Origin of the sequence: Arthrobacter sp. AQ5-05, assembly GCF_003287975.1 — a bacterium.
Lineage (GTDB): Bacteria > Actinomycetota > Actinomycetes > Actinomycetales > Micrococcaceae > Paeniglutamicibacter.
In genome coordinates, this window is record NZ_QMKQ01000001.1 from 154,641 (window position 1) to 172,840 (window position 18,200).

The 18,200-nt window shown below is 68.0% G+C and carries 12 protein-coding genes; 9 read left to right on the forward strand and 3 right to left on the reverse strand.

Annotated features, from left to right (window positions below):
* Window positions 1-67: 67 nt before the first annotated feature.
* The 4 genes from DQ353_RS00810 to secA all read left to right on the forward strand — a co-directional run bounded on the left by DQ353_RS00810 (window position 68) and on the right by secA (window position 5,866).
* Window positions 68-949, forward strand: coding sequence for a ComF family protein (locus DQ353_RS00810; protein ID WP_181578182.1), 882 nt, complete (start codon window positions 68-70; stop codon window positions 947-949).
* A gap of 151 nt (window positions 950-1,100) precedes the next feature.
* Window positions 1,101-1,817 carry a ribosome hibernation-promoting factor, HPF/YfiA family gene (hpf, locus tag DQ353_RS00815; RefSeq protein ID WP_113761222.1) on the forward strand — a complete coding sequence of 239 codons (717 nt, stop codon included), beginning with the start codon at window positions 1,101-1,103 and terminating at the stop codon, window positions 1,815-1,817.
* Window positions 1,818-1,841: 24 nt separating this feature from the next.
* Window positions 1,842-3,062, forward strand: a complete 1,221-nt coding sequence (locus tag DQ353_RS00820; RefSeq protein ID WP_113760903.1) for a winged helix-turn-helix domain-containing protein — start codon at window positions 1,842-1,844, stop codon at window positions 3,060-3,062.
* 77 nt (window positions 3,063-3,139) lie between these two features.
* Window positions 3,140-5,866 carry a preprotein translocase subunit SecA gene (gene secA, locus DQ353_RS00825; protein ID WP_113760904.1) on the forward strand — a complete coding sequence of 909 codons (2,727 nt, stop codon included), beginning with the start codon at window positions 3,140-3,142 and terminating at the stop codon, window positions 5,864-5,866.
* Here the strand turns inward: secA and DQ353_RS00830 are convergent.
* Window positions 5,863-6,546 (reverse strand): Rv3235 family protein, encoded by a 684-nt coding sequence (locus DQ353_RS00830; RefSeq protein WP_113760905.1) that lies wholly within the window; start codon window positions 6,544-6,546, stop codon window positions 5,863-5,865. The genes secA and DQ353_RS00830 overlap by 4 nt on opposite strands.
* A gap of 58 nt (window positions 6,547-6,604) precedes the next feature.
* Window positions 6,605-7,423: a LysM peptidoglycan-binding domain-containing protein gene (locus tag DQ353_RS21930; protein WP_220093945.1), complete on the reverse strand. Its 819-nt coding sequence runs from the start codon at window positions 7,421-7,423 to the stop codon at window positions 6,605-6,607.
* Window positions 7,424-7,523: 100 nt separating this feature from the next.
* Between DQ353_RS21930 and DQ353_RS00840 the strand changes: the two genes are divergently transcribed.
* The 5 genes from DQ353_RS00840 (at window position 7,524) to DQ353_RS00860 (ending at window position 16,565) form a co-directional block, all read left to right on the forward strand.
* Window positions 7,524-8,069 carry a hypothetical protein gene (locus DQ353_RS00840; protein WP_113760907.1) on the forward strand — a complete coding sequence of 182 codons (546 nt, stop codon included), beginning with the start codon at window positions 7,524-7,526 and terminating at the stop codon, window positions 8,067-8,069.
* Between the two features lie 191 nt (window positions 8,070-8,260).
* Window positions 8,261-8,917 carry a CpaB family protein gene (locus DQ353_RS00845; RefSeq protein ID WP_220093946.1) on the forward strand — a complete coding sequence of 219 codons (657 nt, stop codon included), beginning with the start codon at window positions 8,261-8,263 and terminating at the stop codon, window positions 8,915-8,917.
* Window positions 8,914-10,164 carry a CpaE/TadZ family protein gene (locus DQ353_RS00850; protein WP_113760909.1) on the forward strand — a complete coding sequence of 417 codons (1,251 nt, stop codon included), beginning with the start codon at window positions 8,914-8,916 and terminating at the stop codon, window positions 10,162-10,164. The genes DQ353_RS00845 and DQ353_RS00850 overlap by 4 nt, the downstream gene beginning before the upstream one ends.
* 105 nt (window positions 10,165-10,269) lie before the next feature.
* Window positions 10,270-15,084: an NAD-glutamate dehydrogenase gene (locus DQ353_RS00855; protein ID WP_113761223.1), complete on the forward strand. Its 4,815-nt coding sequence runs from the start codon at window positions 10,270-10,272 to the stop codon at window positions 15,082-15,084.
* A gap of 5 nt (window positions 15,085-15,089) precedes the next feature.
* Window positions 15,090-16,565 (forward strand): sensor histidine kinase, encoded by a 1,476-nt coding sequence (locus tag DQ353_RS00860; protein WP_113760910.1) that lies wholly within the window; start codon window positions 15,090-15,092, stop codon window positions 16,563-16,565.
* Window positions 16,566-16,655: 90 nt separating this feature from the next.
* Here DQ353_RS00860 and DQ353_RS00865 read toward each other — a convergent pair whose 3' ends face one another.
* Window positions 16,656-18,194: a lytic transglycosylase domain-containing protein gene (locus tag DQ353_RS00865; RefSeq protein WP_181578183.1), complete on the reverse strand. Its 1,539-nt coding sequence runs from the start codon at window positions 18,192-18,194 to the stop codon at window positions 16,656-16,658.
* Window positions 18,195-18,200 lie beyond the last annotated feature (6 nt).

Here is an 18,200-nt window from a genome sequence, read left to right on the forward strand (position 1 = left end):
CGCGGTTTTCCACAGACCGGCCACCGGGCATCGTGCGGGGATGGCGCGGGGGAGCATGCTGGAGTGCATGAAACCCTGGATCCGGCCGGACCCGGATGCCATCTACCGCAGGTCGCCCGTTCCCCGGCGCGCCCCGGCACGTTCCTGGGTCCGGCTCCTCGATGCGCTCTGGAGGCACCGCGGTGCCCGGGCCGTGAGAGCGGGCCTGCACGGCACCGCGGCACTGCTGTTCCCGGTGGACTGCGTGTGTTGCCGGCGTCCGGACACCGTGGTGTGCGGACCCTGTGCCGGGTCGCTGCGTGCATCCTGCCTGCACCCGAGGCGGGTCGAAAACCGGGCCGCGGCACTGCCGCTGGATGGGCGCCTCGAACCGCTGCCGGTGGTTGCCGCCGGTGCCTACGAGCACGAACTGGCCGCCGTTGTCCTGGCCTTCAAGAACCACCAGATGCCGGCCCTGGGCAGGTACCTGGTGCCGCCGTTGGCCCGCGCGGTGCTCGCCTCGCTGGACACCCTGGTGGACCCTGGCCGCCCGGTGGTGCTGGTCCCGGTGCCCACGCGACTGCGGGCCAGGTCCCGGCGCGGCTACTTCCCGGTGGGCTTGCTGCTGTCCCGGTTGCGACGGGCCCGGGTGCTGCCCGCTGGGGTGCAGGTGGGGAACCTGGTCCGGTACCGGGTGGCCCGGCAGTTCACCTCCGCGCAAAAGGGCAAGGGCAGACGCGCCCGGGGCGCGGTGCACGGCACGATGCACGCGCCGGCGACTCCGCATCTGGCACGCCTTGTGGCCGCCGGCACCCAGGTGCTGTTCGTCGACGACGTGCTCACGACCGGGGCGACCCTGGCCGAGGCACACCGCGCCCTGGCTGGTTCCGGACTGCGGGTATGCGGGGCGGCGGTGCTCGCGGCAACGCCCGCACCGGATGAAACACACCACGTTCGCGCAACGCGATGAAGTAATAATCCAAACATCCTTGATTATCGTTGCATCTGTCATAGGGTGAGGTATGGGCACCCCGCAAGGGGAAACGAACCCATCTTCAGCGGCCGGAAGGAGTGACTTCTTCGGTCGCTGATGTGTCACCTGAGCAATGATGGAGGACACCATGGAGATGACGATCAACGGGCGCAATGTCAGTGTTACGGATCGCTTCCGCGAGTACGTGGACGAGAAGATCGACAAGGTCGATCAGCTTGCAACGAAGATCCAGCGCTTGGACATCAAGGTCACCAAGGAGCAGCACGCACGCAATGCGGAGACTGCCCTGACCGTCGAGCTGACTGTTCTGGGACGGGGACCGGCGATCCGTGCCGAGGCCAAGGCCGCCGACAAGTTCGCTGCCTTCGACACCGCATTCGCCAAGCTTCTTGAGCGTCTGCGCAAGGCCCGGGACCGCCGCAAGGTCCACCACGGCACCCGGACGCCCCAGGCCGTCCACCAGGCAACCAGCGGACTGGAGCCGGCCAAGAGCTCGGTTCCGCTGCACGAGGCAACGCGTCTGGCGCAGCAGGAAGAAGAAAACCGACTGGCCGCCGAGGCCTCCGAGAACGGTGCGCCGCCGATCGAGATCCGCCGCAAGGTCTTCCCGGCGGAGTCCATGAGCGTCGACGATGCCGTGGACCGCATGGAAATGATCGGCCACCCCTTCTACCTCTTCGTGGACGCGGCAACCGGGGCACACTCGGTGGTCTACGCCCGGAAGTCCAAGGGCAACCAGCAGTACTCCTACGGCACCATCACCTTGGATCCGGAGGCCACCGACGAATCCACCCTGGAGACCCGTCGCTACCGCGACCCGGATCCGCAACCAGTCAACGCCTGACCTGCCGGCGCATACGATGGGACCATGAGCAGGATTCTTTCCGCACCACAGGCCCGTCGCATCGCCATCGCAGCCCAGGGGCTGCATCGTCCCCGGCCCGCCGCACCAGTGAATCTTGGTGCGGTGGGCCGGGCCTTTGCCCGGCTGGAACTGATCCAGATCGACTCGGTCAACATCGTCACCAGGGCCCAGTACCTGCCGATCTTCTCGCGACTGGGCCCTTACGCCCCGGAACTGCTGGACGCGCTCGCGGTGCAAAAACCGCGCAGGGTGGTTGAGTACTGGGCGCACGAGGCCTCGCTGGTGCGCAGCGACCACTTCAAGGACCTGGTCCCGTGGCAGCAGCGCTCCTGGCCCGGCAGCATGAAGACCATCGACGACGATGGCCGCGCCCTGGCCCACCGGATCCTTCGGCTGCTTGCCGACGGCAAGGCCCGCACCTCCCGGGAAGCCGCCGCAGAACTGGGCCACGAACACATCAAGGACCATGACTCGTGGGGTTGGAACTGGTCAGCGGTCAAGCGCGCACTGGAGGCATTGTTTGCCGAGGGGATGATCAGCACCGAGGGCCGCAACGGCGCGTTCGAGCGCCGCTACACCGCACTGCACCAGGTGTTCCCCGAAGCGCCCGCACCCGCGGCCGGGCACGACCGGCGCCAGGGCATGGAGCGGCTGCTGCTGGCCGCCGCCGGGGCGCACGGCATCGGAAGCGTGCATTGCCTGGCCGACTACTTCCGGCTCCCGTTGCGCGAAAGCGCGGCGGTCTTGCAGGAACTGGCCGACGGCGGGGCACTCGAAACGGTGGGCGTGGCAGGCGTGAAGGACACGTTCTACCTGCTGCCCGGAACCGTCGTTCCCCGTAGCTCGCATGCCAGGTCGCTGCTGGGCCCCTTCGACTCGATGGTCTTCAACCGTCGCCGGATCGAGAAGCTCTTCGGCTTCACCTACCGCCTGGAGATCTACACGCCGGCGGCCAAGCGCATCTACGGGTACTACGTGCTGCCGTTCCTCTTGGGCGAGTCGCTGGTGGCCCGCGTGGACCTGAAGGCGGAACGTGCCACCGGCAGGCTGTTGGTCCGTGGTGCCTTCGCCGAGCCCGGCGCGCCCGGGAACACCGCGGCGGAGCTGGCAGCCGAATTGCGGCTCATGGCGCGGTGGCTGGGACTCGACGAAGTCGTGGTTTCGGCACACGGGAATCTGGCAGCAGCCTTGGAGTTTTCACTAAGCTCGCCCGAATCCAGCTAAAAGCCACAAGTGAAAGCAATCTCTCACGTAGACTGAACACGCCAGAAATCCTGTGCTAGAGATTTGGGAGCTGCCTCGTGGCATCACTGCTTGAACGTATCCTGCGTACCGGCGACAAGAAGACGCTGAAGAAGTTGCGTGGATACGCCGACGCCATCAACGTGCTTGATGGCGAATTCCGTGCCCTGTCCGATGCGGAACTGCGTGGTGAAACAGACAAGTTCAAGGCGCGCATTGCCGACGGCGAGTCCCTGGACCTTCTGCTGCCCGAGGCCTTTGCCGCCGTCCGCGAGGCCGCGGACCGCACCCTGGGCATGCGCCACTTCGACGTCCAGCTCATGGGCGGCGCCGCCCTGCACCTGGGCAACATCGCCGAGATGAAGACCGGCGAAGGCAAGACCCTGGTCGCCACCGCGCCCGCCTACCTCAACGCCCTCACTGGCAAGGGCGTCCACGTGGTGACCGTCAACGACTTCCTGGCCGAGTACCAGTCCGACCTGATGGGCCGCGTCTACCGCTTCCTGGGCCTGACCAACGGCTGCATCCTGTCCAACCAGGACCCCGCCGAACGCCGCAAGCAGTACGAAGCGGACATCACCTACGGCACGAACAACGAATTCGGGTTCGACTACCTGCGCGACAACATGGCCTGGAGCTCCGAGGAGCTCGTCCAGCGCGTCCACAACTTCGCCATCGTCGATGAGGTCGACTCGATCCTCATTGACGAGGCCCGCACCCCGCTGATCATCTCCGGGCAGGCCTCCGGCGACGTCAACCGCTGGTACACCGAATTCGCCAAGCTGGTCACCCGCCTGAGCCTCGACGTCGACTACGAGGTCGACGAGAAGAAACGCACCATCGGCGTGCTGGAACCCGGCATTGAAAAGGTCGAGGACTACCTGGGCATCCACAACCTCTACGAGGCGTCCAACACCCCGCTGATCGGATTCCTGAACAACGCCATCAAGGCCAAGGAACTGTTCAAGAACGACAAGGACTACGTCGTGATCAACGGCGAGGTCATGATCGTCGATGAGCACACCGGCCGTTCGCTGGCCGGGCGCCGCTACTCCGAGGGCATGCACCAGGCCATCGAGGCGAAGGAAGGGGTGGAGATCAAGGCCGAGAACCAGACCATGGCGACCGTGACCCTGCAGAACTACTTCCGCCTCTACAAGAAGCTTGCGGGCATGACCGGCACGGCGCAGACCGAGGCCGGCGAATTCATGGGCACCTACAAGCTCGGCGTGGTGGAGATCCCCACCAACAAGCCGCTGCTGCGCAAGGACCAGGCCGACCTGATCTACAAGAACGAGATCGCCAAGTTCGATGCCGTGGTCCAGGACATCGCCGAGCGCCACGCCACCGGCCAGCCGGTGCTCGTGGGCACCACCAGCGTGGAAAAGAGCGAATACCTGGCCCGCCTGCTGGCCAAGCAGGGCATCCGCCACGAGGTCCTCAACGCCAAGCAGCACGCCCGCGAGGCCGCCATCGTCGCCCAGGCCGGCAAGAAGGGCTCCGTCACCGTGGCCACCAATATGGCCGGCCGCGGCACCGACATCATGCTCGGCGGCAACGCCGAGTTCCTGGCCGTCGCCGAGATGGAACGCCGCGGGCTTGACCCGGAAACGAACTCCGAGGAATACGAGCGCGTCTGGGACTCCGTCTTCGAGACGGCCAAGAAGCAGGTCGAGAACGAGGCGAAGGAAGTCACCGACGCCGGCGGCCTCTACGTGCTGGGCACCGAACGCCACGAGTCCCGCCGCATCGACAACCAGCTGCGCGGACGTTCCGGTCGCCAGGGGGACCCGGGCGAGTCACGCTTCTACCTGTCGATGACCGATGAGCTGATGCGCCGCTTCAACGCCGGTGCCGCCCAGCGGATCATGAACAACCCCTCGATGCCCGACGATGTGGCCCTGGAATCGAAGATCGTTTCCAAGGCCATCGAAACCGCGCAGGCGCAGGTCGAGGGCACCAACGCCGAGCAGCGCAAGAACGTGCTGAAGTACGACGACGTGATGAACCGCCAGCGCGAGGCCATCTACGGCGACCGCCGACGCATCCTCGAAGGCGGGGACCTGGAAGAAAAGGTTGGGCACTTCCTCGAGGACGTGGTCAAGGCCATGGTCACCGAGGCCACCGGCGAGGGACATGCCGAGGACTGGGACCTGAAGCGGCTCTGGGGCAACCTCAAGCAGCTCTACCCGATCTCCATCACCCTCGACGAGGTTGCCGAGGAAGCCGGCCACCGCGACGCGATCACCCCGGAACTCCTGGAGCGCGAAATCCTCTCCGACGCGCGCCTGCAGTACGCGGCACGCGAGGAAGCGGTCGGCGAGGAAAACATGCGCGAGCTCGAGCGCCGCGTGGTGCTCTCGGTGATCGGGCGCAAGTGGCAGGAACACCTCTACGAAATGGACTACCTCAAGGAGGGCATCGGCCTGCGTGCCATGGCCCAGCGCGACCCGTTGGTCGAGTACCAGCGCGAGGGATTCTTGATGTTCCAGACCATGATGGAATCCATCCGCGAGGAAAGCATCGGCATGCTCTTCAACATCGAGGTGGAGACCCGTCCGGCCCCGGAAATGTCCCTGCCGGGTGTCATTGACGGTCGCTCGGTGACCACCGAGCCGACCCTGAACACCCCGGGCCTCGAAGCCCCTGCCCGTCCGGCCACGCTTCGCTACACGGCACCCGAGGAAAGCGGCGAGGCCTCGACCCACATCGAGCGCACCCCCGATGCCGCGGCTCCGAAGACCGCCGGCGGCAACAACAAGAAGAAAAAGGGCAAGCGCCGCTAGCCGATCTCCAGGGCTGTAACCTGCCAACGTCCGTGCCACCGTTCTATCCTCAGAGCGGCGGCACGGACGTTTTGCATGTCCCGGATGATCACCGCCGCCTCGAAGACCAGGGGCAGGATCTGGGTGATGCGCATCCGCAGCACCCGTGGGTTTGAATAGCAGCAGGACGCGGGGTCGGGCCGCTGGATTGCGCCGAGGCGCATGTGGTGGTCGAGCTTCAGCATGCACTCCGGGCTCAGCGCGCGCAGCAGTTGGCGTGCAGGGCGTGCCCCGGCCAGTACCTCCAGCACCGCCGGTGCGGCCGCGTGCACGACCGCTGCCACTGATTCGGCCGGGCCCAGCAGTCCGTCCATGGGCGGGAAGAGCCGGTCCGCCACCGCCCGGGCAGCCGCGGTGGGCGGCTTTGGCCGCAGTCCGTCGGCGAAATCGTGTCCGTTGTCCGCGCGGGAATCCTCTTCGAGCCGAACCGGCTCCGGAAGGCTGCGCGCCGGTGCCCCGGCACCCGGTTCCCGGCCCGGGCAGCGCTTTCCACGCCGGTCCGGTCCGGGACCGAAGGCCTGGGGAAAACGTCGTATGGGGGTCGGCTCCACCGCGGCGGGGTCCGGCGCAGTGAAGAAATTTGCGTGGACGAGCGGCTGCACGGTGTCGGCAGGGGCGGGCTCGAGGGCGGTGATGGACATGGTGGACTCCTGGTGGGCGGATGGCTTCGACGATGGAGGATGGGGTGTGCAAGCGGGTTCAGGACCTCCGGGAAGCGAGCCGCGGTGCCTGCAGCACCACGCCCACCTCGAGCTTGTCGGGGTCGGGGCCGATCAGTCGGCTGTTCGCCGCGAACCACAGTGGCCAGGCTGCGGCGATTTCTTCGGGGCCGGCGCTCGATGGCAGGTGGCGGGCTGCAATGGCCCAGAGGCTGTCTCCGGGCCGGACCACGACCTCCTCAATCGTGCGGGTGGTTCCGCCGCCCAGCCGTGCCAGTGGCAGCGGCACCCGGTGCGGGATGAATCCGGGACTGAGCAGTTCGGCTTCGGTGCCCTTTGACGCGGTGCCCTTTGGCGCGGTGGCCTCCGGTGGCCGTGGGCCGGCCTGGCGCTCGTGCTGGTGGGTCGCTGCGGACTGGAGGTGCTGGGCCGATGCCATCGGCGCGGCAACGGCCGCCGGGGTCGCGGCAACGGCGGCGGCCGAGGTGCATCCGGCCAGCACGAGGGAGCCGCCGAACCCCGCCAGCACCACCCGGGCGACGAATCCGGGGACGAGCGCCGCCAGGGCTGCACCGCGACGCCGGTGCCCGCAGGCTGAGAGGAGGCGGGCGGCCAGGGCCAGTGCCAGGCACAACAACAGCCATGCAACGGCCACGGCACCCAGCAATCCCATGGCCAGGCCGGTGAGTCGTTCCAGGGACCACGCGTCGAGCCGGGCGCCGGTGGCGGCGCGCTCCTGCAGGGAGCGCCAAAGCACGATGCTGGCACCGAGCAGGCCCAGCGACAGGACGGCCGTCGCCACGAGCGCCAGGGCGTCGCGGGCTGTTTGTGAACGCATCTTGACCTTCTTTGATGTCATTTAATGATGTTTGCATGTGTTTGTAACAGCATGATGACACTTCATGCACGAGGAATCCAGAGGGGTAGGCGGGAAACTTTTGGGCATCTAGGGTTGGCCCATGAGATGGGAATCGCTCTTCGCAGACCTGGAGGCACAATTCGAGGCCGAGGCTGCCCGCGACCAGGCCAGTGAGATCCAGGAATTCGTGCGGATCGAACGCGCCCGCCAGACGCTGGTCCAGCGCCTGGCACGGAACCTGGGCACACGGGTCGATGTGCAGCTGCTCGGTGCCGAACGCCTCGGCGGACAGCTTTCCTCCCTCGGCAAGGACTGGCTGATGCTGCGCCACGAAGGCACCGAGGAACTCGTTCCCTTCCGTGCGCTGGCCTGGTGGTCCGGACGGGAGGCGGGCCGGAACCCTGAGCCTGGGGAGCGGCGGGTCGCGTTCTCCCAGGCCCTGCGCGTGCTGGTGCGGGACCGGGCCAGGGTGGGCATCGGCGGAACAGACGGGCAGCCACTGGCCAGCGGAACCCTGGACCAGGTAGGCCAGGACTTCGTGGAAGTGGCGCTGCACGAGCGAGACGAATTCCGCCGTGCACCTGCCGTCCACGGTCGGTGCGTGATCCCGTTTTCGGCCGTGGCCAGGGTGCGCCGCGAGGAATGAGGTCGGTGCCCGCGCCGTCCACAGCCGGGCACGCCCCCCTTTCACGCACCGCCGCCACGGCGTATGGTGGCCCCCAAGGACAACGGCGGTGCTCGTGCCTCCGCCGATGAAGCATCCCGCGTTTCTGCGCAGCCAAGCGGAAGACTCCCTGGCCGCGCACCCGCGGGGTCATGGCGAGGGGGGAAATCGACATGGACAAGGCCCGCGACGCGGTGGCGGCAACGGCAGGCAGGCTGGGACGACCCAGCTGGAAGGACCCGCGGCTGCTGCTGGGCATCCTGATCGTGCTGGCCTCCTGCGTCGGGGTCGTGGCGCTGACCAGTTCCATGGACCGCACCACGCCCATGTACTCGGCAAAGGCCGACATCTCCCTGGGCGAGGAAATCACCGCGGAGAAGCTCAACGTGGTGAACGTGAAGCTCGACGCCCTCGAGGAACGCTACGTGCCCGCGGACCCCTCACTGCTCGAGGGTACCCGGGCCAACTCGTTGGTCCGCGCCGGACAGCTGCTCCCGCGCAGCTCCCTGGGGCTGGATGACGGAACCAACCGCCGCCCGGTGTCCATCGACCTGCCCGATGCCTTGCCGGCGGCGATCACCTCCGGGGCCCATGTCGATGTCTGGGTCTCGCTGAAGGACCGGACCGCCAATGCCTACGCCCCGCCGACCCTGCTGCTGCCCTCGGCCGAGGTCACCGGCCGCACCGAACGGGCCACCGGCTTCGGCGGAACGGCCGGGACCCTGGTCGAGATCCTGGTGGTGGACAGCGGGCTGGCGGACCTGCTCGAGGCCATGGCCAACGACGCGCGGATCACCGTGGTCTTCAACCCCGGGGCCAGTGCCTCATGAACATCTCGGTCGTGCTGCACGGGGACGACGGCACGGTGGTTGACAGGCTCGAGAGCCATCGCGGGGTGCTCACGGTGGCCCGCAGTTGCACCGAGATGGCCGAGGTCATCGCGCTCTGCGAGACCGGGCTGGCCGACGCGGCGATCCTGGCCGGGCCGCCGGAGGAAGTTGAAACCCGCGACATCGACGCGATGATCGAGCGCGGCGTGCCGGTGCTGGTGCTCTGCGACGACGCCGCCCAGGGCAAGCGGCTCGGCGCGGCCGGCGCCTACGTGGCGGGAACCGGCAGCACCGCCCCGGAGCTGGGCATCCTGGCAGCCCGGGCCCGGGCCGAGCTGGGACACCGGGATCGCGGCGCCGATCCGGCCGCGGCGGGCGAAGAACCCGGGACGACGGCCCGGAAGCGTGCCCGGGTGGTGGTCTTCTGGGGCCCCGTGGGTTCCCCGGGCCGCTCCCTGCTGGCGCTGAACTACGCCGTGGAATGCGCGCTGGGGAACCAGGAGGTGGTGCTGCTGGATGCCGACACCTACGGGGCCTCCCAGGCAGTGCAGCTGGGGCTGCTCGACGAGGCCGCCGGCATCGCACAGATCTGCCGCACCGTGGACTCCGGGCGGTTCGACGCGGCGAAGCTGGAACGGATCTGTGCACCGGTGCTGATTGCCGGGGCCAGGATGCGCGTGGCCACCGGTCTGCCGCGCGCCAGCCGCTGGCCCGAACTGCGTCCCACCGCGCTGCGCCGCGCGGTCCTGGCGCTGCAGGAGGTCTGTGACACCATCGTGATCGACGTCGCCGCGCCACTGGAACTCGACGAGGAGCTTTCCTTTGACACCGCCGCCCCGCAGCGCAACGGGGTGACCGCCGCGATGCTGCGCATCGCCGACGAGGTCTACGCGGTCGGGGCGGCCAACAGCATCGGGGTGCCGCGGCTGATCAGGGGCCTGGAGGAAATGCACGAGGTGCTCGGGGAAATGCCGGTGAAAGTACTCTTCAACAGGGTCAGTGCGGCCAACGCCGGGGCCTCCCCGCGCCACGCCCTGGCCGAGACATGGGAACGTTTCGGGCCCGGGCTGCCGATCGCCGGATACCTGCCCAACGACCCCGCGGCGGTCGATGCGGCGCTGCTGGCCGGCAGCGCCCTAGCAGAGATCGCCCCGCATTCGGGCCTCCGGGTGGCCGTCGCTGCCCTCGCCGGGCGCCGGATCGGAGCCAAACAGACGATTCGGCACCGTTTTTCACCCTCGATGTGACGTCTATAACCGGGCGGGATAGTGTTGTAGCATCAGCGTTGCGCAACGGAGCGCAACGCACACTCGATCCACGGAGGCGTTCTTTTGAACTCGTCGGAGTCCAGCATGTCCGAAACTTTCATCGCTGAGACACTCACGCCCGAATTGGTAGCAACCTACTACGGGCAATTGGCAGCAGAAGACGCGGCGGCCTACTCGCCGCAGCAACTTGAATCCAGGGTGGGAGCCCACTTGGCCGTTGGCTGGATACGGGAGCCCAAGACGCCCCGCGTGGCCGTCACCCGCCACGCCGCCATGACCATGGTTTACGTGGTCACCGACGACATGCCGTTCCTGGTCGACTCGGTCACCGCAGAGATCGTGCGGCAGCACCATGCCATCAACGTCGTGGTCCACCCCACCTTCGTGGTCGGCCGCGACGCCGAGGACGGACACATCACCGCCCTGGACACCGTCCCGGCCAACGAGCACCTGGCCAGCGGCGACACCGCCGCCCTGCCGCAGATCTCCGCGCTGGTCGCCGGGAACCGAGACACCGCCATCGAATCCTGGATCTCCGTGGAACTCGGCGGGGACCCGAGCGACGAGGCACTGACCGAACTGGTCGCCGGCCTCGAACGCATCCTGGGGGACGTGCGCGCCGCCGTGGAGGACTGGGCCCCGATGCGCAACAAGGCCCACGAGATCGCCGACTCCCTGGCCACCGTCACCGGTGCCGAGCAGATCCCCGACCTGGACGCCGCCATCGACCTGCTGCACTGGCTCGACGACGGGAACTTCACCTTCCTGGGCTACCGCGAGTACGACCTGATCACCGAGAACAACGAAGACGTGCTGCGCATCCAGGCCGAATCGGGCCTGGGCCTGATGCGCAACGCCATCCCGGCGCGCGACACCCAGCACCTGACCAAGCGCGGCCGGGCCATGGCCCGCGACAAGCGTGCCCTGGTCATCACCAAGGCCAACTCCCGCTCCTCGGTGCACCGCGGGGTCTACCTGGACTACGTGGGCGTCAAGCGCTTCGACGCGCAGGGCAACGTCAACGGCGAACGCCGCTTCATCGGCCTGTTCGCCTCCAGCGTCTACACCTCCTCGGTGCGCAGCGTCCCGGTCGTGCGCGAAAAGGTCGAGGCCGTGCTCAAGCTCGCCGGCTTCGCCCCGGACTCGCACTCCGGCAAGGACATCGTCACGATCCTGGAGACCTACCCGCGCGACGAGCTCTTCCAGATTTCCGTCGAGGACCTCACCGACACCGTGCTGGGCATCCTGCGCCTGCAGGAACGCCGCCGCACCTCGCTCTTCCTGCGCCCCGACGTTTACGGGCGCTTCATGTCCGCCCTGGTCTACCTGCCGCGCGACCGCTACACCACCGGGGTGCGCCTGCGTATCGAGAAGGAATTGACCGAGGCGTTCAACGCCGAGTCGATGGACTTCGAGGTCCGCATGTCCGAGTCCTCGCTGGTGCGCCTGTTCTACCGGATCCGCCTGCAGCGCCACGGGCTGACCCCCGTGGTGGACCGCGCCGGACTGGAAACCCGCCTGGTCGCCGCCGTGCGCTCCTGGTCCGAGGGCATCTCCGTGGCCGCCAACGAGCTCTACGGCAACGACAAGGGCGCCGCGCTGGCCGCCGGCTGGTCCGAGGCCTTCCCCGCCGCCTACCGCGTCGAGTTCGAGGTCGAGGACGCGCTGGCCGACATCGAGCGCTTCGGCAAGTATGAGGACGAAGCGCACGTCGGCCCCGTGGTGAAGTTCTACGTTCCCGAGGAGGACGAGGACTCCGAGGTCAACGCCCGGATGAAGCTCTACCTGACCGCGCCGCTGTCGCTGTCCAAGATCCTGCCGGTGCTGCAGAACCTGGGCCTGGAAGTCATCGAGGAACGGCCCTTCGCCGTGACCCCTTCGAGCGCCGAACCGCGCTACCTCTACGATCTGGGCCTGAAGTTCCCCGCCGGGATCGACCCGATCGACACCGAGCCCCTGCTGGCCGACGCCTACTCCGCGGTGGTCACCGGCGCGGCCGAATCCGACCACATGAACCGCCTGGTGCTGCTCGAATCGGTCTCCTGGAAGCAGGTCGGGCTGTTGCGCGCCTACTCCCGCTACCTGCACCAGCTGGGTGTCTCCACCTCCTATGCGTTCATCTCCGACACCCTGGTCGCCAACCCGGAGGTCACCCACGGGATCATCGCGCTCTTCGAGGGCACCTTCGACCCGGCCCTGACCCCCGAGGAATCCGCCGTCGCCATCCAGGCCGCCCACGAGGTGCTCAACGAGGCCCTGGACAAGGTCCCGACGCTGGATGCCGACAAGCTGCTGCGCCGCTTCGTGAACCTCATCGAGGCCACGCTGCGCACCAACTACTACATCGATCCGGCGGCACTGGCCTTCAAGCTGCTGCCCGGCAAGATCACCGACGCGCCCTTCCCGCGCCCCAAGTACGAGATCTGGGTCTGCTCCCCGCGCATCGAGGGCGTGCACCTGCGCTTCGGCGAGGTCGCCCGCGGCGGGTTGCGCTGGTCCGACCGCCGCGAGGACTTCCGCACCGAGGTCCTGGGCCTGGTCAAGGCACAGATGGTCAAGAACGCGGTGATCGTCCCCACCGGCGCCAAGGGCGGCTTCTACGCCAAGCAGCTGCCCAACCCGGCCGTGGACCGCGCCGGCTGGATGGAGGAGGGCAAGGCCTCCTACCGCATCTTCATCCGCTCGCTGCTGGAAATCACCGACAACCTGGTGGTCGACGAGCACGGCGAGAAGGTCGTGCCGCCGGCGAACGTGGTGCGCCTGGACGGGGACGACACCTACCTGGTGGTCGCCGCCGACAAGGGCACCGCATCGTTCTCCGACACCGCCAACGCCATCTCCGAGGAGCGCGGCCACTGGCTGGGCGACGCCTTCGCCTCGGGCGGTTCGGTGGGCTACGACCACAAGGCCATGGGCATCACCGCCCGCGGTGCCTGGGAGTCGGTCAAGCGCCACTTCTTCGAGTTCGGCGTGGACACCCAGACCCAGGAGTTCACCGCCGTGGGCGTGGGCGACATGTCCGGGGACGTGTTCGGCAACGGCATGCTGCGCACCCGCACCGTCAAGCTGCTGGCCGCCTTCGACCACCGCGACATCTTCCTGGACCCGAGCCCGGAGCCGGGGGCCGCGTTCGACGAGCGCGCGCGCCTGTTCGAGCTGCCCCGTTCCTCCTGGGCCGACTACAACAAGGAGTTGATCTCCGCCGGCGGCGGGGTGCACTCCCGCTCCCTGAAGTCCATCCCGATTTCCCCCGAGGTGCGCCAGGCCCTGGGCCTGGGTGCCACGGTCAGCTCCATGGCCCCGAACGAACTGCTCAAGGCCATCCTGGGCGCACCCGTCGACCTGCTGTACAACGGCGGCATCGGCACCTACGTCAAGGCCTCCGACGAGTCCCACGCCGAGGTCGGGGACCGCGCCAACGACGCGATCCGCGTCAACGGCGAGCAGATCCGCGCCAAAGTCATCGGCGAGGGCGGCAACCTGGGCATGACCCAGCGCGGCCGCATCGAGGCGGCGTTGCACGGGGTCATCCTGAACACCGACGCCATCGACAACTCCGCGGGCGTTGACTGCTCGGACCACGAGGTCAACATCAAGATCTTCGTGGACCGCATGGTCGTGGCAGGGAAGCTGGAGGCCTCCGAGCGCGCCGCCTTCCTGCACTCGATGACCGACGAGGTCGCCCGCCTGGTGCTGAAGACCAACTTCGACCAGAACGTGCTGCTGCTCAACGACAAGCAGGAGCTCACCAGCTGGTCCCCGGCGTTCGAACGCCTCATGGACTGGCTCGAGGAGCATGCGGACCTTGACCGGAAGCTGGAGTTCCTGCCCTCCACCGAGGTGCTCGAGGCGCGCCTGGCCGCCGGGGGAACGCTGACCGCACCGGAACTGGCGGTGCTCGTGGCCTACGCGAAGATCCAGCTGGCCGGCGCCCTGGCGGCGTCCGACCTGCCCGACGACCCGCACTTCGCCAAGACGCTGCGCAACTACTTCCCGGTGCAGCTGGCCGAGCAGTTCGGGGCGGACCTCGACTCCCACCCGCTGCGCCGCGAGATCATCGCCACCGTGGTGGCCAACGACATGGTCAACATCGGCGGCACCACCTACGCGTTCCGCGTGATGGAGGAGACCGGTGCCGACGAGGCGCAGGTCGCCAAGGCATTCGTGGCGCTGCGGGAAATCTACTCGCTGGACACCGAGATCGACGCGATCAACGCGCTGCCGGCCTCCTTCGACTCCACGCACTGGTGCCGTCTGCACCTGGACATGCGCCGGCTGCTGGATCGGGCCACGCGCTGGTACGTCCACCACGTGGACCGCGAACAGGACGTCGACGACGCCGTGGCCGCGCTGGCCCCGACCGTGCGGGCGCTGCGCCCGGAGGTCGGTTCGATGCTCCGGGGGGTCGATGCCGAGCGCGTCGCGACCTGGACGACCGAGGGCAAGGGCTGGGGCCTGGACGAGGCGTTGGCGACGCGCTGGGCCGTCCAGTTCGAGTCCTTCGCGCTGCTGGACATCGCCACGGCCGCGGCCCGCACCGGGGCCGATGCCACCGAGCTGGCCAAGGTCTACTACGTGCTCTATGACCGCTTCGGCGTCGACTCGCTGCTGGAGCGGATCACCTCGCTGCCGCGCGACGACCGGTGGAAGGCGCTGGCCCGCGCCGCGCTGCGCGACGACCTGTACTCGACCATCATCGACTTCACCCGCGACGTCGTTGCCGTCACGGATCCGGGGGAAACGGACCCGGCCGCGCGTGTGGCTGCGTGGTTGGAGGCGAACGCGGCTAACCTTGATCGTGCACAGAACATGTTCGCGGAAGTGAACCGGCTGGAACGCGATGACATGGCGTCCCTGTCGGTCGCGCTGCGGCTGTTGCGTTCCATCGTACGGAGGTAATATCCATGGCCATCTTCACGGACCAGCTACGCCAGGGCGCGGACTTTGGTCCGGGGGATGAGGATTGGATCCACCTGTTGGTGGGGGACTGGCAACTCATCGCCGACTTGGCCTTTGCCGACTTGGTGTTGTGGTTCCCGGTCCCGGAGGGGACGTACAAGGCTTTGGCCCATGTGCGTCCCTCCACCTCGCACACCGTGTTCCACACGGACTTCGTCGGGGAGCGGATCCGCAAGGACCTCAAGCCGCTGGTCGAGCAGGCCTGGCAGACCCAGGACATCGTGCGTTCGGACGCGGGCACGGTGCGGCCCGGTGAGCACTCGATGCTCATCGAGGCCGTGCCGCTGGTCCGCAACGGGCGCACCCTGGCGGTGCTTTCGGTGCACTTCGACCTTTCCGGCTCGCGCCTGCCCTCGCGGCTGGAGCTGACCTACCGGCAATGCGCCGAGGACTTGCTGCGCATGTGCACCCGAGGGCTGTGGCCGGACTTCGCCACGCCCACCGGTTCCCGGCGCGGCGCCCCGCGCGTGGGGGACGGCTTCATCCGGCTGGATGCCGACGCGGTGGTGCAGTACGCCAGCCCCAACGCCGTCTCGGCCTACCGCCGGCTGGGGGCCGCGGCGACCCTGGAGGGCGTCTCGCTCTCCGAGGCGACGATGTCCCTGGTCAAGGACCGCCGGCTGACCGACGAGGCGCTGCCCCTGGTGGTCTCGGGGAAGATGCCCTGGCGCACCGAGATCGAGTCGATGGGCGTGACGCTGTCGCTGCGCGCGATCCCGCTGCGCAACGCCAAGGGACGCTACGGCGCCCTGGTGCTGTGCCGCGATGTGAGCGAGCTGCGCCGCCGCGAAAAGGAGCTGGTGTCCAAGGACGCCACCATCCGGGAGATCCACCACCGGGTGAAGAACAACCTGCAGACCGTTGCGGCGCTGCTGCGCATGCAATCGCGCCGGATGAAGTCCGAGGAGGGCCGGGCGGGCCTGGACCAGGCCATGCGCCGGGTCGCCACCATCGCGGCGGTGCACGAGACCCTCTCGCAGGGCCTGAGCGAGAACGTGGACTTCGACGAGCTCATCGACCGCCAGTTCCGGATGATCGTGGAAATCGCCTCGCCCGGGCAGAAGGTGATGACCGAAAAGACCGGGGCCTTCGGGCACCTGCCGGCGGAGCTGGCAACACCGCTCTCGCTGGTCATCAACGAGCTGGTCACCAACGCCGTGGAGCACGGGCTGGCCGAGCGCGACGGCACCGTCCAGCTGGCCGCCGAACGCAAGCGCAACGCAGTGGGGGAGGACATCCTGCGCGTGGCCGTTTCCGACGACGGGGTGGGGCTGCCCGATGGCCCGCGCACCGAGGGCCTGGGGTTGCAGATCGTGCGCACCCTGGTCACCAGCGAACTGAGCGGGAACATCCACTGGGAGGACCGCTCGGGACCCGGGACCCGGGTCGTGATCGAGTTGCCGGTCGCCGCCCGGCGCTAGGGCCAGGCAGGCAAGCCCACGACAACCAGGTGGGGCCCGGTTCCTGGAAAGGAACCGGGCCCCACCTGTCTGCGTGGTGCGAAGGAGTGCCTAGAACTTCTTGCGGTGTGCCAGGATGCTGGCGACGTAGGTCTTGGTGTCCGCATACATGCCGTTGCGCTTCACTCCGGCCGCGCCCTGGTAGTAGTAGGCGATGCCCAGCTCGACCGACGGTGCCGAGCGCTGGTGCGCGCGGATGATCGCGACACCGGCGGTGACGTTGTCCTGCGGGTCCAGCAGGTCGAGCTTGCGCCCGACCAGTCCCGAAGCCCATTCCCCGGCCGCGGGGATGACCTGCATGACGCCCACGGCGTTTGCCGGGGAGACAGCGTTCATCCTGAAGCCGGACTCCTGGAAGGCATGGGCCTGGGCCAGGGAGGGATCGACGCCCATCTGGCGGGCGGTGCTGGCCACCATGGCCTGCATGGCCGCAGGGGAGGGCAGGTTGCGGGAGAGCAGCTCGCGCTTGTTGTCGTTTGCCGAACCGACCACGTCCGACTTGTAGGTGCGGCCCAGGAACGTGTTGCCCACCAGCGGCTTCGAGCTGGTCGGGTTCACGTCCGAGGAGGATTTCGGTGCGGAGGTGCCGTTGCCGTTGACCTTCAGCGTCCGCCCGATCTGCAGGACCGTGGAGTAGCTCACCGACGGGTTCAGGCGCAGGATGGTGTTCAGCGGGGTCCCGGTCTTCAATGCAATGTGTCCCAGGGTGTCGCCGGAAACCACGGTGTAGCTGGAGCCGCCGGATTGGGCCTTGGGTGCGGCCGATGCCTTGGGGGACGACGGTGCGGCCGGCGCGCTCGGGGCGCCGCTGATCTTCAGCTTGTCGCCCGGCCGGATGATGTCGCCGTTGGACAGGTTGTTCAGCGCCATGAAGGCGGAGACCGACATGTTGTGCCGGATGGCGATCATCGAGGGGGTGTCGCCCGACTTCACGGTGTAGGTTCCGTGCGCGGAGGTGCTGTTGCCCTTGGGCGCGGACTTGGACGGGGACGAAGAGCCCTTGGATCCGAAGTGCAGCACCTGGCCGACATAGATGGTGTCCTTGGCGGGGTTGCCGGCGGAGTCGCGCACCTCGTCCAGGGACACGCCAAGCTTCTTGGCGATCGCACCCATGACGTCGCCGTCGGCGACCTTGTAGGTCTGTGCCGGCTTGGCGGAAGTGCGTGCGTTGTTCGTGGAGGCCTTGGGGGATGCGGCGCGTGCGTCGCTGCCGCCCAGGCGCAGCACGTCTCCGGGCTTGATCAGGTCGGAGGAAAGCTTGTTGATCTTCTTGAGTTCGGAAACCGAGACCCCGGTGCGCACGGAGATGTGCGAAAGCGTGTCGTTCTGCTTGACGGTGACGGTGCCGCTCTTCTTGGCCAGGGGAATCACCGAGCCGGGAACGTGGGAGGCCACCAGGTGGGCGCTGATTCGTGCCTCGGCTGCCTTGACCATGGCCGGGGTGGCGGCCTTGGGTGCCAGGGCATCGCGGGTGGGCAGCGGTGCTGCCTCGGCCGGGAGTGCGAGGGAACCAAGGACAACTGCAGGGATTGCGACCGTGGCTACGGCGCTGCCAATGGCTCTGACGCGATTGTTATGTGCAAGGGACATGGAGCG

Excerpts from the sequence above, each read along its gene's own strand:
- DQ353_RS00810 (WP_181578182.1), top strand. The coding sequence starts at position 68 with ATGAAACCCTGGATCCGGCCGGACCCGGATGCCATCTACCGCAGGTCG.
- hpf (WP_113761222.1), top strand. The coding sequence starts at position 1,101 with ATGGAGATGACGATCAACGGGCGCAATGTCAGTGTTACGGATCGCTTC.
- DQ353_RS21930 (WP_220093945.1), bottom strand. The coding sequence starts at position 7,423 with ATGACATCAAAGAAGGTCAAGATGCGTTCACAAACAGCCCGCGACGCC.
- DQ353_RS00865 (WP_181578183.1), bottom strand. The coding sequence starts at position 18,194 with ATGTCCCTTGCACATAACAATCGCGTCAGAGCCATTGGCAGCGCCGTA.
- DQ353_RS00850 (WP_113760909.1), top strand. The coding sequence starts at position 8,914 with ATGAACATCTCGGTCGTGCTGCACGGGGACGACGGCACGGTGGTTGAC.
- DQ353_RS00860 (WP_113760910.1), top strand. The coding sequence starts at position 15,090 with ATGGCCATCTTCACGGACCAGCTACGCCAGGGCGCGGACTTTGGTCCG.
- DQ353_RS00845 (WP_220093946.1), top strand. The coding sequence starts at position 8,261 with ATGGACAAGGCCCGCGACGCGGTGGCGGCAACGGCAGGCAGGCTGGGA.
- DQ353_RS00840 (WP_113760907.1), top strand. The coding sequence starts at position 7,524 with ATGAGATGGGAATCGCTCTTCGCAGACCTGGAGGCACAATTCGAGGCC.
- DQ353_RS00855 (WP_113761223.1), top strand. The coding sequence starts at position 10,270 with ATGTCCGAAACTTTCATCGCTGAGACACTCACGCCCGAATTGGTAGCA.
- DQ353_RS00830 (WP_113760905.1), bottom strand. The coding sequence starts at position 6,546 with ATGTCCATCACCGCCCTCGAGCCCGCCCCTGCCGACACCGTGCAGCCG.
- DQ353_RS00820 (WP_113760903.1), top strand. The coding sequence starts at position 1,842 with ATGAGCAGGATTCTTTCCGCACCACAGGCCCGTCGCATCGCCATCGCA.